This is a genomic window from Bacillus sp. EB600 (genome assembly GCF_024494385.1).
Classification (GTDB): Bacteria; Bacillota; Bacilli; order Bacillales; family Cytobacillaceae; genus JAEVLT01.
Map to the genome: position 1 here is coordinate 47813 of NZ_JAEVLT010000002.1, position 15372 is coordinate 63184.

Genomic DNA, 15372 nt, shown 5'->3' on the forward strand with positions numbered 1-15372 from the left:
AGGAGATAATAGTTACCTACATTTTACACTACTTCAAGCTATTATCAAATGGATTTTACCCATTCATCAACAAATAGGATTGCTTCATCAAGTTTTTCAGGGTTTTTACCGCCTGCTTGAGCCATGTCAGGGCGCCCGCCGCCGCCGCCGCCGCAAATCGCTGCCACTTCCTTAATTAATTTACCGGCATGGTACCCTTTTTCAATTAAATCCTTTGTCACAGCTGCAATCAAATTCACTTTTCCCTCACTAGCACTGCCTAGAACAATGATCGCAGACCCTAAATTTTGCTTAATGTCATCCGCCATATTTCTTAAGTTATTCATATCTGCTGCTTGAACCTTTGCTGCTAAAACTTTGACAGCGTTAATTTCTTTAACATTTGCAAGGAGATTACCTGCTTCAATATTTCCAAGTTTAGCTGCCAATGATTCATTCTCACGCTGCAGTTGCTTCATTTCAGCCATTAAACCATCAATTCGATTTGCTATGTCCTTTGGATTTGCTTTCAATCTTTCTGCAGCATCCTTTAATAAGCCAACCTGTTCATTTAGCAGGTGATAAGCTGCTTCCCCGGTGACAGCTTCAATCCTTCTCGTTCCAGCCCCAATACCAGTCTCAGAAACAATTTTAAATAAGCCAATCACAGCTGTGTTTGGTACGTGACACCCGCCGCATAGCTCAAGGCTAAAATCACCAACTTTAACAACCCGAACGATATCACCATACTTTTCACCAAATAGGGCCATTGCTCCCATTTCTTTTGCTTCAGCAATTGGTTTATAAGTAATGTTGACTTCGGTGTTTTTCCAAATTTGTTCGTTGACAATTCTTTCTACCTGCTCCAGTTCTTCCGGTTTTACTTGACCGAAATGGGAGAAGTCAAAGCGCAGTCGATCAGGTTCAACAAGGGAGCCTGCTTGATTAACATGCTCACCAAGAACAGTCTTCAACGCCCTTTGCAGCAAATGGGTTGCTGTGTGGTTTTTAATAATTTTAACGCGATTTGCTGCATCAACCTTTGCAGAAACTTGAACATTCGTTGTTAACGTCCCTGCTTCAACAATTGCTTTGTGAAGATTTTGGCCATTCGGCGCTTTTTGAACGTCTTTAACAGACACCTTAAGACCAGAAGCTTCTAATGTTCCAAAGTCGGCAATCTGCCCTCCGCTTTCGGCATAGAACGGTGTAATATCAAGGATAAGCTGTACCTCTTCACCACTGGCTGCTGCTGTAATAAGCTCACCGTTTTTGACAATTGCTAGTACAGTTGAAGTCGTTTCGAGCTGGTCATACCCTACGAATTTACTTTCAACCTTAATATCGCCAAGGACACCACCTTGAACATGCATTGAATCTACATCCTGTCGGGCTGCTCGGGCACGTTCACGTTGAAGCTCCATTTCTGCTTCAAACCCGGCATGGTCTATTTTCATCCCTTCTTCTTCGGCATATTCCTCCGTTAATTCAACAGGGAAACCGAATGTGTCATAAAGGCGGAACACATCTGAACCGGCAATCAAATTATTGCCCTTTTCCTTCTCATTCTTCATTACCCCTGCTAAAATAGCTAACCCTTCATGAAGGGTCTCATGGAAGCGTTCTTCTTCGTTCCTGATGACCTTTTCTATAAAGTCGGTTTTTTCTTTTACCTCTGGATAAAAATCAACCATGATTTCTCCGACAACCGAAACAAGCTCATACATAAATGGACGGTTAATATCAATTTGCTTCGCATAGCGGACAGCACGGCGCAGCAAGCGGCGCAACACATAACCGCGGCCTTCATTCGATGGCAATGCACCATCGCCTACAGCAAAGGCAACTGTTCGGATATGGTCAGCAATAACCTTAAAGGAAACATCCGTTTCTTTATTAACCCCATATTTCTTCCCTGAAATCTGTTCAGTTGCCTGAATGATCGGCATAAATAGGTCGGTATCAAAGTTGGTCGGAACATTTTGCACAACAGATGTGATTCTTTCCAAACCCATTCCTGTATCGATATTTTTCCGAGGCAGCGGGGTATACGTCCCATCTGGATTATGGTTGAATTGTGAAAATACTAGGTTCCATACCTCAAGGTAACGGTCATTTTCACCACCAGGGTAAAGTTCAGGATCGTCCGGATCATTCCCATATTCCGGGCCGCGGTCATAGAAAATTTCTGTGTTTGGACCGCTTGGACCTTCACCGATATCCCAGAAATTTCCTTCCAAGCGAATAATCCGCTCCTCTGGGATACCAATTTTCTTATTCCAATATTCAAATGCTTCTTGGTCTTCGGGATGAATGGTTACAGACAAAAGTTCTTTGTCAAAGCCAATCCATTTTTCATCTGTTAGAAACTCCCAAGCCCATTCAATTGCTTCCTCTTTAAAGTAGTCACCAATCGAGAAGTTGCCGAGCATTTCAAAAAATGTATGGTGACGGGCTGTTTTTCCGACATTTTCAATATCATTTGTACGAATCGATTTTTGGGCATTCGTAATTCGTGGATTTTCCGGTGTAACCCTGCCATCAAAATATTTCTTTAATGTAGCCACACCACTGTTAATCCATAATAATGATGGATCGTCATGCGGAACAAGCGAAGCACTCGGTTCAATAGCATGCCCTTTTTCTTTAAAAAAGTCTAAAAACATTCGGCGAATTTGTGATCCAGAAAGATTTTTCATTTAAAAAGCCTCCTTATATGATTGTCTGGAAGAAGCGGCATTAATGCTTTCCCTTTTTTGAAGAACACAAAAAAGCTCTCATCCCTGACAGGGACGAGAGCTAACTCGCGGTACCACCCTGATTATGGGCACTTTAAAAGATACCCATCTCTCAAAAATGCCTTAACGCGGCACTAGCGGCAGTGATTAGCTGCACTCAGGATTAGCTTTCCGTTATTCTTCATCTAGAACTTCTTTCAGCCGTGGAAGTTCCTCTCTTACACACATTTGTGTTACAGATGGACTATAACATACTCGATCCTTCAACACATTGAATTGTTCACTTCTATAGCCGAATTATAGCCAGCTAATAAGGGTTTGTCAACATTTCGGGCGATTATGGGGAGGATCGCTTCGTTTTTCCACGTACAAAATGGTTTTTTATATGGGAAATGGCAACCTTAAGGACAACTAAAATCGGTACAGCTAATAGCAGCCCTACAATCCCGCCTACCTCTCCACCTGCGGTAATCGCAATCATAATAATCAATGGATGCATATGAAGGGTTTTTCCAACTATGTACGGTGAAAGGATATTCCCTTCAAGGAATTGCAGGACAATGATCGTGACAATCGTAATGATGACCAATTTTACTGAAACAGTAGCTGCAATAATTACTGCCGGAACAGCGCCAATAATAGCACCAAAATAGGGAATTAAATCAGTAACTCCAATAATGATCCCCAGAAGTAATGGATATTTTAAATGAAAAAACCAAAAGACAAGCGCAGACATTCCACCAATGATGACACAAACAAGCAATTGGCCCCTAATATAGCTTCCAAGTGATTCATCTACATCCCTTAGAAAATGTAGCCCTTGCTGCCTCCAGCTTTTTGGAGTCAAATACCATACGGCTCTTTTAATCAAATGAAAATCCTTCAACATATAAAAGGCAATAAACGGAATCATCAAGATCACTAATGCTGAATTTAAAAAGTTCAGTAAATAATTAACGAGAACGGTTAAGAACGTATCAAGTTTTTTCTCAAAAGCATCAATGCCATCATTCATTCGCCCTTGGAGACCATCAGGCCATTCAGAAGTATGGGTTTGAATCATCTTAATCCAACCACGGTATTGTTCCGCTAGTATAGGTGCACTTTCCGATAAGTCTTTAAGTTGGGTAATAAAAACGGGAATTCCTTTATATAATGAATAGCCAACGCCACCAAAAAAAAGAAAATAGATCAAAAAAATGGCCCATCCTCGATTAAACCCTTTTTCATGAAGCTTTTCCACAATCGGGTGAAGCAAGTAAGTAATGAAACCAGCTATGATAAATGGAATAAAAACTAGTCCTGCCACCTTTAAAATTGGCATCCAAAAAAAGCGAATTTTTAATAACACATAAATTGAGCTTAGTAAAAGGAGAAGAAATCCAATGCGGTAAAACCATTTTACTTGTATATCCAACGCACATTCCTCCCTTATCTTTGTTATTTTAGGAAGAATTACTAAAAAATATACAAAAAACCCCTCTCATACTCTAAGAGGGGTTCACCTATTAACTAAGTACTCGTTTTATTTTCTTCTGCCATTGCCTCATTTGCCAGTTTGACAGCATATTTGTTCTCTGAGCAATATTATAAGCTGCCACACCGGCACCAAAAGCAAGTGCAGTCGATACCATCCTATTCATTCGCCTCACCTCTTTTATATGGTGTAACGACGATCTTCTTCCTCAAACAAATCATCAAGGGAGCTTAATGATCCATCCTCTTCGACTTGATGGGTATATATGAGTCCCTTTGCAACTGTAAGCTCAATAAAACAATTCCAACAATAAAATTGATTTATCCCGATTTTCCCAATATCTTTACTCCCACAATTTGGACACTTTAACATAAAAAAGACACCTCACGTATTATTTACGTCAACGATGATGGCATCTTTTCCGATTGCAGGGGGCAAATCGGTTTCAATCACTTGTTTCCCTTCCGTGATATCCGTAAAGAAACCATCTGTAACTTCATACCCTATAATAGTGCCCACTTCTTCCTGAAAATATACATCTCGTACTAAACCAAGTGATTCCCCGCTTCTGGAAATTAACATCTTTCCGGTTAAGGAATTTTGATGAGTACATGTATATTCTGGCGTTAATTTTAGCTTTTCAAGCTGCAGGGAACCATCGACCATAATCCCATCCCATCCAAACGAGGAGACCTTATCAATAGCTAAAAAATAAGTTTGTTTGAAGAAGGTTCCTCTCTTTACCAATAAACCTGTTACCATTCCGTTAGCAGAAATGGCTAGATCACATACATCCCCAATTTTCAATCCGTTTCTTTGGTTGTAAATTGGCATTCCTTTTAATAACGAAAATGTCCGCAAGGAGTACTCCCACCTTTCCGAACATTCATAGTTTCAATCAATCATCATAAAATCATAAGGGGTAACGTTTTCCATGCCAATCATCGGATCGGTGTTCATTAGCATTTCCTCATATGAAATGTCTTCCGGGGGACTTTCAGCTTGGATTTTCTGGTTTGCGGCGGGTAAAGCTTCTTGCAGCTTTTCACATAACGTGGTTTGCCGATTCTCTTCCTCCGCTCTCTCTACTCCCATTCGTAACGCAGATTCTTCGCCGCATAAAATCAGAAACTGCTTACTTCTTGTTATAGCTGTGTAGATTAACTTCCTCCTTAGCATTCGGTAATAACTTCTCGAAATAGGAAGAATTACAATTGGAAATTCACTGCCCTGCGATTTATGAACAGAACAACAATAGGCGAGCGTAATCTGGCCTAAATCCTGGCGGGTATAAGTGACTTCATTACCTTCATAGGAGATGATCACCATGTCTTGTTTTTCCGTATTTTCCTTTGCATAGAAAATAGACACAATTTCACCAATATCTCCATTAAAAACATTGTTTTCCGGCTTATTGATCAACTGGAGTACTTTATCGCCAATTCGATATTTAACATCACCAAAAGCAAGCTCCTTCCTCGTTCCATTTGGATTTGGGTTAAAAATCTCCTGGAGCAGGAAATTTAAACGGTCAATTCCGGCTGGGCCCCGATACATCGGTGCAAGAACTTGGATATCTTTAACTGAATATCCTTTGGTCTTTGCATTTAGCGCAACCTTTTCAACCACTTGAGCAAGTTGCGTGGTTGTACATCTGATAAACGAGCGATCCGGCTGCTGCATCGTAATATTTTCGGGCAAATGCCCATCTTTAATTTCATGGGCAAGCTCAATAATTGATGACCCCTCTGCTTGACGATAAATATCAGTTAACCTAACCATCGGAATCCGTTCAGAAGATAATAAATCCTTTAGGACTTGTCCAGGGCCGACAGATGGTAATTGATCCTCGTCCCCTACTAATATCACTTGGATATTTTCCGGAAGAGCTTTAAATAATTGATTGGCAAGCCAAATATCAACCATTGAAGTTTCATCAATAATCAGAAGCTTTCCCTCGAGTGTATGTGCATCATCATGGTCAAAGCTCTCGGTCCCATTAAAACCAAGTAAGCGATGAATGGTTACCGCTGGAAGTCCTGTTGACTCACTCATTCTTTTCGCTGCTCTTCCTGTTGGGGCAGCAAGTAAAATCGGGAAATTTTCACCCTTTTTATGATAATCCTTTGGGTCTAGTGAACATCCATGCAATTCGGCATAAAGCTCAACAATTCCTTTAATGACCGTTGTTTTCCCTGTTCCGGGCCCACCTGTTAAAATCAGCATCGGTGCCATTAATGCAGTTTGGATGGCATCCTTTTGAGTAGGCGCATATTGAACTCCCAATCGTTCCTCCAAACTGCCGAGAGCAAGTAAAAATTCTGATTCTGGAAACTGATCCTCATACTCTGTTTGGGCAAGAATACGTTTAATGTTTGTTACAAGACCTTTTTCCGCATAGTTTAAAGAAGGTAAGTAAACTCGCTTTTCCTCCACAACCAGCTTACCTTCTTCTCCAAGCTTAATGATTTCGTTGGAAATATCGATAAATTCAATTTGATCTCGTTGGTTTTCTTCAAGAAGCTGTTTTACTTTTTCCAACAAATCCTTGGTTAAAATGTATACATGCCCATTTTGGATACTTTCATTTTCTAACGTATATAAACAACCAGCTTTAATTCGATCGGGGTGATTCCCTGAGATCCCAAGCTGATAGCCAAGCTCATCCGCCCGTCCAAAACCTATCCCCTCAACATTCTCAACTAGCTGATAAGGGTTTTTTTGAATAATTCCAAGTGTTTCTTCCTTGTATGCTTGATAGATCCGCATCGAAAGCTGAGGCCCGAAACCATATTGGTTTAACGCAACCATTATCTGTTCAAGTCCCTGATTTTCCATTAACGTATCATAAAGCAACTTTGCCTTTTCAGGAGGGAGCTTCGGAACCGAATCAAGTAGGGAAGGCTGATTTAGAATTTTGGAAATGGCATCCTCACCAAGTGCTTCAACGATATTTTCAGCCGTTTTTTTACCAATCCCTTTAAACATTTCACTTGATAAATATGCTACAACTCCCTGCTTTGTGTGCGGCATATCTTTCCGAAAATGGCTGGTATGAAACTGCAGACCAAACTTAGGATGCTCTTTAAATCCGCCATAGAATATATACGTTTCCTGTTCATGAATTTTTGGAAAGTACCCTGTAATGACAGCTTCTTTATCTTCATAGTGTTCGTTTGTTTCTTCAACACGGATTCTTAAAACCGTGTAAAGATTTTGTTCATTATGAAAAATGGTGACAAGATGCTTTCCCTTAATGAATTTTTCCTGCTCAGAAAATAAATCGAGCGAATCCTGGCCCTCCATCCAACTCCCACCTTTTAAAATTTTTAAAAAACTACTTCCCTAATTCCATTAAATTTTTTACAGTGTTGGCCAGTTCGTGATCCGGTTGAAGCTCTAAAGCTTTATTGATCATTTCACTTGCTTTAGCTGAATCCTCTTTTAATATGTAGGCAACCCCTAAATTATAATAAGCATCCGCATGATCAGAAGCGATTTCTATACATTTACTAAACTGAGCGATTGCTTCATCAACCAACTCAAGCTGGGCAAGACACAATCCATACTGGAATAAGGCTTCCACATCATTTTGATTAAGTTCAACGCTCCTTTGTAGATAAGGAAGAGCAAATCGCCCTTTTTCTAGCTGAATTAAGGACATGCCCAGCATAAAAAAATTATCACTTGTTTCTAATCCCTTTTTCATGGCCATCTCAAACATATTTTTTGCTTGTTCAAATCGTTCGCCGTTGTAATGAAGATTTCCGATACTATAATAGGCTGCAGCTGCGTCCTGATCAATGGCAATAGCCTTTTCATAAAACTTCAACGCCTTTTCTTCATCCCCAACGGCTGCTAATACATTCCCAAAATTGATATATCCGACAGGATCTTTGGGATTTTCAGTAATAGCGTCGTTAAAGGCTTTGGCTGCTTCTTCCATATTTCCATCTTGCATATATTGAACACCTAATAGGTTTTTATCCATAATCATATTTACCCTCCATCCGTCCTAACTGAAAGTATACCATAATAGAAAAGCAGAAGCGCCTGTTTTGCGACGTATAGACTGGAGCACACCAACTGAGATAAAGGAAACACGATGAGCGCAAGCGAATCGATGTTGACTTATCGTAGGGAGGGGGGCGAAGTCTACTAGTCGCAAGGCGCTGGAGCTAGACAGTACTCAAACTTCAAGGGGATTTTTTGTGCACGAAAAACCCCGTTTTCCTGGGAGAGAAAACGAGGTGTATTTTATCCTACATAAGTAAGCTTTTTGCCATTTTTGAAGACTTGGTCGATTGTTCCGCCTCCAAGGCACTCTTCGCCTTGATAAAAAACAGCTGATTGTCCTGGTGTTACTGCCCTGATTGGTTCATGGAAAGTAACTTGTACTTGATCACCATCTAACAGGCGGACAGTCACGTTATGGTCTTCCTGGCGGTAACGGAATTTTGCAGTACATTCAAACTCGGTAGGTTTTGTTTTGTTGGAAACCCAGCTGATTTTGTCCGCAATAATAGCATTCGAATAAAGCTTCTCATGATGAAACCCTTGACCTACATAAAGGACATTTCGGTTTAGATCCTTGCCAATTGAAAACCATGGTTCACCAGAACCGCCAATCCCCAGACCATGCCTCTGGCCGATTGTGTAATACATTAATCCATCATGTGTGCCCTTGATTTCACCATCAAATGTTTCCATATTCCCCTTCTTAGCGGGGAGATAATGGCTTAAGAATTCTTTGAAATTCCGCTCGCCGATGAAACAAATTCCGGTGCTGTCTTTTTTCGCAGCGGTAGCTAGACCGGCCTCCTTCGCAATTTCGCGAACCTGCGATTTCTCAAGCTCGCCAATCGGGAATAAGACCTTGCTGATTTGATCCTGTGATAATTGGTTAAGGAAATAGGTTTGATCCTTATTTTCATCAAGACCACGGAGCATTTTATACTCCCCGTCCCGATAGACAACTCGTGCGTAATGCCCTGTGGCTACATAATCAGCACCAAGGTTGATGGCATGCTCTAAAAAAGCTTTAAACTTAATTTCTTTGTTGCACATTACATCAGGATTTGGGGTTCTGCCTGCTTTATATTCCTCAAGGAAGTAGGTAAACACCTTATCCCAATATTGTTTTTCAAAATTCACTGCATAATAGGGGATGCCAATTTGGTTGCAGACGCGAATAACATCATCGTAATCTTCTGTTGCCGTACAAACTCCATTTTCATCGGTATCGTCCCAGTTTTTCATAAAGATGCCGATCACGTCATAGCCTTGCTTCTTTAACAAGAGAGCAGCAACAGAGGAATCAACTCCTCCTGACATACCAACAACAACCCTTGTATCCTTCGGGTCTTTTCTTTCCATTTAGTCCACCTCGACTTTCAAGCTTGAATGATCCTGAAAGTATTTATTTTCTCAGACGCATCACAATTTTTGCAGTTTCATGGGCAGCTTTAACAATCTGCTCTTCTGTTGTGTTAAAGCCAAAGCTAAACCGAATTGAATTGATCAAACGCTCTGAATTTTCTCCAAACATTGCAACAAGTACATGGGAAGGTTCAACTGAACCAGCTGTACATGCTGAGCCACTTGATACTGCTATTCCAGCGATGTCTAAATTGACAAGCATCGCTTCGACATTTGTACCCGGAAAACTTAAGTTTAATACATGCGGCAGCGAATCATCAAGCGATCCGTTTAAGGAAAATTCTACATCCTGCTGCTTCAGTACATTTATAAATGTTACTTTAAATTGATTGAACTTCGCTCTCTTCACCGCACGTTCTGCTTGAGAAAGCAGGACTGCTTCACGAAAGCCGACAAGGGATGGAACATTTTCTGTTCCTGCCCGTCTTTTTCGTTCTTGATCACCGCCAAAGGAACGTGGAGCTAATTTTATATTTTCCCGTGCAAACAGGAAGCCAGTTCCTTTTGGACCATTAATTTTATGGGCAGAAACTGCTAATAGATCAATAAAGCTTTTATTAACATCAATGTCTTCAATCCCATACGCCTGAACGGCATCTGTATGAAAAATGGCTTGATGGTCTTCAAGGAGTTGACCAATTTCTGCAATCGGCTGCAACGTGCCTACTTCATTGTTGCCATACATAACTGAAACGAGAATGGTATCCTCTCTTAACGAGGCTTTAAAATCATCAATAGAAATTTTCCCTGTTTCATCAACAGGCAAATAGGTGACTTCAAAACCCATCTTCTCTAATTTTTGACAAGCATGAAGGACAGCATGGTGTTCGATTTGGGTTGTGATAATGTGCTTTCCGTTTGTTTGATAGCTTTCCGCAATCCCAAGTAACGCCATATTGTCTGCCTCAGTTCCCCCACTTGTAAAAATAATTTCGTTTTTCTTCGCTCCAATACTAGATGCCAATGTTTCACGGGCCTGATCTAATAAGTGACGAGCTTCCCTGCCGAAGGAGTGTATGCTTGAGGGATTTCCAAAATTCATATTCATTGCTTCAAATATTTTCTCGGCCACTTTTGGATGCATTGGTGTTGTAGCGGCATGATCGAGATAAATACGTTCCATTCCTACACCTTCAATTCCCTAATAGTTTGTTCCTTTTGTTCCTTTATTTTCCTTAAATATAAAACATGTAACCTTCAGAAACAACATCATCACTATGTTTTGCTAAATCATCAATTGTCGTACTTTCAAGAACATCTTTAATTGCATCTCTTATTCGGATCCAGAGCTCCCTCTTTGCAGGTTCTTCATCTTCAATACCTTCTACAGGAGTTATTGGACCTTCAAGGACACGGATGACATCACCTGCGGTAATATTTGTCGGTTTATGAGCAAGAATATAACCACCGTATGCTCCGCGAATACTTTTTACAAGGCCGGCATTTCTTAATGGTGCAATTAATTGTTCAAGATAATGTTCCGATAAGTCATTCGATTGCGCTATTGATTTTAATGAAACGGGCCCCTCCCCATGTCTTTTAGCAAGCTCAATCATAATAGTTAGCCCATAACGTCCTTTAGTTGATATTTTCATCAACTAACACCTCTTTTCGTTTTATTACTATCATTTACAACTTCATTCTTATTTTTTCGATTCCAATTTCGCAGTAAAAAGCTCGTCATTTTATCCATTTGCGGAAGCGCAAAACCTGCCATTGGACCAATAACAGCACCGTAGAAAATGGTACCCCAATTCGCGGGTCCGCCTAATCTCCAACCAATTACTAATGCCATTACTTCAATTGCTGCTCGAACATTACGAACCTTCCAGCCTGTTTTATTTGTTAATGCGATCATTAGGCTATCCCTTGGTCCAGCACCTAATCCCGCTGAAATATAAAGTCCCATGCCATAGGCATTTAAAAGAATTCCGACTAGAAACATCATGAACCTTCCAAAAAAAGAATCAGGTGTTATCATAAATGGAAGCATCATATAAAAGTCAATAAAAATTCCACAAGCCACCATATTTATGAATGCTCCTATATGGGGAATTTCCTTAGAAATAAGTGCGGACGCGGCCAAAATAAGGAACCCCATTATGATTGACCATGAACCAATCGAAAAGCCTAAATGGTTATATAGCCCGACATGGAGAACATCCCAGGGGGTTGCACCCATATTACTCTTAATTAATAAGACAATTCCTAATGTCATAATCAGTAAACCTAGAAAATAGACCACAAATCTCTGGGTAACTTGGCCTTTTCGTTTCTCAAGCATCTTTTTTCTCCCTATGGAAAAGTAATGTCCCTAATTAAATACTAACAAAATCCTTAGTAATTTGATAGGTATTAGAAATTATAACACATTCTTCTTTCATATGCTTTTTGAAGCTGAAATGTTATGGTAATGGTATAAAATATGTTTGAAAATATTGGAGCGAATAATATGGTACAAAAACCGTTAGCATTTCGAATGAGACCTAGGACAATTGAGGAGGTCGTTGGACAGCAGCATTTAGTCGGCAGTGATAAGATTATTGCGAGGATGGTAAAATCGCGGCAGCTAACCTCGATGATCCTCTATGGACCACCTGGAATCGGCAAAACTTCGATAGCCAGCGCGATTGCCGGCAGCACAAACTACGCGTTTCGAGCTCTCAATGCAGTGACAAATAATAAAAAGGATATGGAAATTGTTGCCGCAGAGGCGAAAATGTCAGGCAAAGTAATTTTGCTCTTGGATGAAGTCCATCGCTTGGATAAAGCCAAACAAGATTACTTGCTTCCTTTTTTAGAGAACGGAATGATTACCTTAATTGGGGCAACAACCAGTAATCCCTACCATGCCATCAATCCTGCGATTCGCAGTCGCTGTCAAATCTTTGAATTAAAACCATTAACACCTGATGAAGTAAAAACCACCCTGATCAGAGCAATTGAAGATGAGGATCGGGGCTTCGGAAAGTTAAAGCTTGAAATCTCAACTGAGGCATTAAACCACTTTGCCGCGGGATCAAACGGTGATGTAAGAAGTGCTTTAAATGCGCTTGAGTTAGCGGTATTATCCTCGGACCCAAATCAAGAAGGTCTGATCATAATTGATTTACTCACTGCTGAAGAATGCCTGCAAAAGAAAAGCTTTGCCCATGATAAAGATGGTGATGCCCATTACGATGTCTTATCTGCCTTTCAAAAATCAATCCGCGGCAGTGACGTTAATGCGGCCCTCCACTATTTAGGGAGACTGATTGAAGCGGGTGATTTGCCAAGTATTAACCGGCGCCTCTTAGTTATTGCCTATGAAGATATCGGCCTCGCAAGCCCACAGGCAGGCGCCCGTACGCTTGCAGCGATTGAAACAGCAGAGCGAATTGGCTTTCCAGAGGCAAGGATTCCGCTTGCTAATGCCGTAATTGAATTATGTCTTTCCCCAAAATCAAATTCGGCCGTGTTAGCCATTGACGCAGCTCTTGGTGATATTCAAAAAGGGATTGTTGGTGAGGTCCCCGACCACTTAAAGGATGCTCATTATAAAGGGGCTAAGGAGCTAGGCCGAGGGATTGATTACCTATATCCGCACAATTACGAAAACGGCTGGGTAAGACAGCAATATTTGCCGGACAGAATAAAAAACAAACACTATTATCACCCGAAAAAGACGGGCAAGTTTGAACAGGCACTCTCAGGAGTATATGAAAGATTAACTAAAAGTAAACAATAATGTTCAAAAGAAAAGGGCCTGACTGACTACTCACATCAGTCAGGCCCTTTTGAGACTTTCTTACTTTTTTATACAGCGATATCTCTTTTTTTGAAAACATAAAACGCCAGAAATTGAAAAATAAAGAAATAGAGTAGCAGCATTATGATCGAAAAAGGTAAGGTCATCCCTTCAACCATTGGAGTTCCTTCAAAATATTGCATTAGATCTGTGTTAGCGAATAAAGTATATTTTGCCCAAGAGAATTTTAGGGATAGCAATTGTGTTAATTGACCTCCCGTAAACATTAAAAATATTGATAAGCCGACCGCAAGCGAACTGTTCCGAAAAACAGCCGAAATCATAAACGCCATCGTTGCCAGCATGATCATATTAATTGAGTTTAATCCATAATTGATCAGCAGATGAATGACCATATTTTGCTCGCTCACTGTTCCATTATAATAATTTAAATAAATCGAAGTCTTATCAGGGCCTCCGAATAAAATGTATCCAATTGCCGTGGAATAAACAAATAAAATCGCCAGCATTACTATTGCAAACAAAAGCACTGTTATATATTTTGAGAGCAAGATCTTCCACCGGCTGATCGGCCTTATTAAGAGAAGTTTAATCGTTCCCCAATTAAATTCACTCGCAACAATACCTGCTGCAATGATGATGGCAAATAATCCTGCTAAATTAATTAGCTGTGTGGTGTCATTTACAAGATTCCAAAGATGATAGCTCATTTCAGGAGGAATATGATGGTTGATCCTATAGGCGTTGGTTGCGATCTGCTTTTGAAAATATTGCTTTTCTTGAGGGGAATTGCTGTTCTCCAGTTGCTTTTTCAGCGCATCATTCTCCTGCATTAGAATTTGTTCCCAATTTTTGTTTTCCTCAATATTATTGCCGCTCCGTTCAAACTTTACTATAGCCGAAAAAATCGAGGCAACAATCAAGAGAATGGCAATCATTACATATGTACCCGGCCGTTTAAAAATCTTCATCCATTCATTTTGGATTAAACCAATCACGAATTCTCCTCCCCTTTGTCAGCCGTTACTTCGAGGAAACGGTCCTCCAGTGTTTTTGTTTCTTCCTTTATTGCAAAAATCCGAATGTTCGCTTCAACCAACGTTTTTACAAGCTCAGGGATTTCATCCTTGTTCATTTGGGCCATTATTCCTTTTCGTGAAGTAGTAATCCTCCGGTCAGGATAGTTTGCCTTCAGTACAGATATAGCTTTTTCACTTGGAATTACTTCAAATTCGTACACGCTTGCTTCTCCATGAACAAATTCCTCAACAAGTTGTACATCAACAAGACAGCCATTTTGAATAATTCCGATCCGATCGCACATCATTTCCATTTCAGATAACAAATGGCTTGAGACGATCACAGCCATATTTTTTTCACGTGCCAGCAGCCGTAAATAATCCCGAATTTCCCTAATACCGGCAGGGTCCAGTCCATTTGTCGGTTCATCAAGGATTAATACTTCAGGATCGTGCAAAAGACACTGCGCTAGGCCAAGCCTTTGTCTCATCCCAAGTGAATAGGTTTTCACTTTATCATCAATCCGCTTTGTTAAACCAACTCGTTCGACAACTTCATTAATTTTGGCTTTTGATATCCCTTTGAACATTCTTGCAAAATGAACAAGATTATCATAGCCGGTCATAAATTTATACATTTCCGGATTTTCAACAATGGCACCAATATGACTGACCGCTTCTACATATTTTGTTTTAATGCTTGCTCCGGCAATAGTGATATCTCCCGAGGTGATTCCCATTAATCCGACCATCATTCGAATTGTTGTCGTCTTTCCTGCTCCATTCGGACCTAAGAAACCGAATACTTCCCCTTTATTAACATGAAAACTTATGTTATCAATAATGGTCCTTCCTTTGATCACCTTTGTTACATTTTTCAATTCAACAATTGTTTCCAAGCTCCGTCTCCTCTCTTAGAACACTGTACTCTGATAATTTTACTATAAGTTGCTGAATCTGGAAATTTGAATA

Annotated in this window: 14 protein-coding genes; 1 reads left to right on the forward strand and 13 read right to left on the reverse strand. The window is 40.3% G+C overall.

What is annotated here, in order from left to right; all coding sequences use genetic code 11:
• Positions 1–44: 44 nt before the first annotated feature.
• The 11 genes from alaS to JN080_RS03000 form a co-directional block, all read right to left on the reverse strand.
• Positions 45–2678 (reverse strand): alanine--tRNA ligase, encoded by a 2634-nt coding sequence (gene alaS / locus JN080_RS02950; RefSeq protein WP_256234412.1) that lies wholly within the window; start codon positions 2676–2678, stop codon positions 45–47.
• A 376-nt stretch (positions 2679–3054) separates the two neighbouring features.
• On the reverse strand, positions 3055–4134 hold the full coding sequence (locus JN080_RS02955) for an AI-2E family transporter (protein WP_256234413.1): 1080 nt from the start codon (positions 4132–4134) through the stop codon (positions 3055–3057).
• Between the two features lie 91 nt (positions 4135–4225).
• The gene (locus JN080_RS02960) at positions 4226–4360 is read right to left on the reverse strand and encodes a YrzQ family protein (protein ID WP_256234414.1); all 135 of its coding nucleotides are present in this window, start codon (positions 4358–4360) and stop codon (positions 4226–4228) included.
• A gap of 14 nt (positions 4361–4374) precedes the next feature.
• Complete coding sequence (locus tag JN080_RS02965) at positions 4375–4566, reverse strand: DUF2797 domain-containing protein (RefSeq protein WP_256234415.1); 192 nt, start codon at positions 4564–4566, stop codon at positions 4375–4377.
• Positions 4567–4578: 12 nt separating this feature from the next.
• Positions 4579–5055 carry a PRC-barrel domain-containing protein gene (locus JN080_RS02970; protein ID WP_256234416.1) on the reverse strand — a complete coding sequence of 159 codons (477 nt, stop codon included), beginning with the start codon at positions 5053–5055 and terminating at the stop codon, positions 4579–4581.
• A 33-nt stretch (positions 5056–5088) separates the two neighbouring features.
• The gene (gene recD2, locus JN080_RS02975) at positions 5089–7500 is read right to left on the reverse strand and encodes an SF1B family DNA helicase RecD2 (RefSeq protein WP_256234417.1); all 2412 of its coding nucleotides are present in this window, start codon (positions 7498–7500) and stop codon (positions 5089–5091) included.
• Positions 7501–7531: 31 nt separating this feature from the next.
• On the reverse strand, positions 7532–8185 hold the full coding sequence (locus tag JN080_RS02980; RefSeq protein ID WP_256234698.1) for a tetratricopeptide repeat protein: 654 nt from the start codon (positions 8183–8185) through the stop codon (positions 7532–7534).
• A gap of 266 nt (positions 8186–8451) precedes the next feature.
• Positions 8452–9570, reverse strand: coding sequence for a tRNA 2-thiouridine(34) synthase MnmA (gene mnmA / locus JN080_RS02985; RefSeq protein ID WP_256234419.1), 1119 nt, complete (start codon positions 9568–9570; stop codon positions 8452–8454).
• A 43-nt stretch (positions 9571–9613) separates the two neighbouring features.
• Positions 9614–10756, reverse strand: a complete 1143-nt coding sequence (locus JN080_RS02990; protein WP_256234420.1) for a cysteine desulfurase family protein — start codon at positions 10754–10756, stop codon at positions 9614–9616.
• A 52-nt stretch (positions 10757–10808) separates the two neighbouring features.
• The gene (gene cymR, locus JN080_RS02995) at positions 10809–11228 is read right to left on the reverse strand and encodes a cysteine metabolism transcriptional regulator CymR (protein WP_256234421.1); all 420 of its coding nucleotides are present in this window, start codon (positions 11226–11228) and stop codon (positions 10809–10811) included.
• Positions 11228–11917: a YczE/YyaS/YitT family protein gene (locus JN080_RS03000; protein WP_256234422.1), complete on the reverse strand. Its 690-nt coding sequence runs from the start codon at positions 11915–11917 to the stop codon at positions 11228–11230. Before JN080_RS03000 ends, cymR begins: the two co-directional genes overlap by 1 nt.
• A 168-nt stretch (positions 11918–12085) precedes the next feature.
• Here JN080_RS03000 and JN080_RS03005 point away from each other — a divergent pair, with 168 nt between their 5' ends.
• Positions 12086–13360, forward strand: a complete 1275-nt coding sequence (locus JN080_RS03005; protein ID WP_256234423.1) for a replication-associated recombination protein A — start codon at positions 12086–12088, stop codon at positions 13358–13360.
• A 68-nt stretch (positions 13361–13428) separates the two neighbouring features.
• On the opposite strand, the gene JN080_RS03010 is transcribed toward JN080_RS03005, so the two are convergent.
• Together JN080_RS03010 and JN080_RS03015 are read right to left on the reverse strand one after the other, a co-directional pair.
• On the reverse strand, positions 13429–14379 hold the full coding sequence (locus JN080_RS03010) for an ABC transporter permease (RefSeq protein ID WP_256234424.1): 951 nt from the start codon (positions 14377–14379) through the stop codon (positions 13429–13431).
• Positions 14376–15299, reverse strand: coding sequence for an ABC transporter ATP-binding protein (locus JN080_RS03015; RefSeq protein WP_256234425.1), 924 nt, complete (start codon positions 15297–15299; stop codon positions 14376–14378). Before JN080_RS03015 ends, JN080_RS03010 begins: the two co-directional genes overlap by 4 nt.
• Between the last annotated feature and the right edge of the window lie 73 nt (positions 15300–15372).

Coding starts and splice junctions, on each gene's coding strand:
- alaS (WP_256234412.1), bottom strand. CDS start 2,678: ATGAAAAATCTTTCTGGATCACAAATTCGCCGAATGTTTTTAGACTTT.
- JN080_RS02960 (WP_256234414.1), bottom strand. CDS start 4,360: ATGAATAGGATGGTATCGACTGCACTTGCTTTTGGTGCCGGTGTGGCA.
- JN080_RS02965 (WP_256234415.1), bottom strand. CDS start 4,566: ATGTTAAAGTGTCCAAATTGTGGGAGTAAAGATATTGGGAAAATCGGG.
- recD2 (WP_256234417.1), bottom strand. CDS start 7,500: ATGGAGGGCCAGGATTCGCTCGATTTATTTTCTGAGCAGGAAAAATTC.
- JN080_RS02980 (WP_256234698.1), bottom strand. CDS start 8,185: ATGGATAAAAACCTATTAGGTGTTCAATATATGCAAGATGGAAATATG.
- mnmA (WP_256234419.1), bottom strand. CDS start 9,570: ATGGAAAGAAAAGACCCGAAGGATACAAGGGTTGTTGTTGGTATGTCA.
- JN080_RS02990 (WP_256234420.1), bottom strand. CDS start 10,756: ATGGAACGTATTTATCTCGATCATGCCGCTACAACACCAATGCATCCA.
- cymR (WP_256234421.1), bottom strand. CDS start 11,228: ATGAAAATATCAACTAAAGGACGTTATGGGCTAACTATTATGATTGAG.
- JN080_RS03000 (WP_256234422.1), bottom strand. CDS start 11,917: ATGCTTGAGAAACGAAAAGGCCAAGTTACCCAGAGATTTGTGGTCTAT.
- JN080_RS03005 (WP_256234423.1), top strand. CDS start 12,086: ATGGTACAAAAACCGTTAGCATTTCGAATGAGACCTAGGACAATTGAG.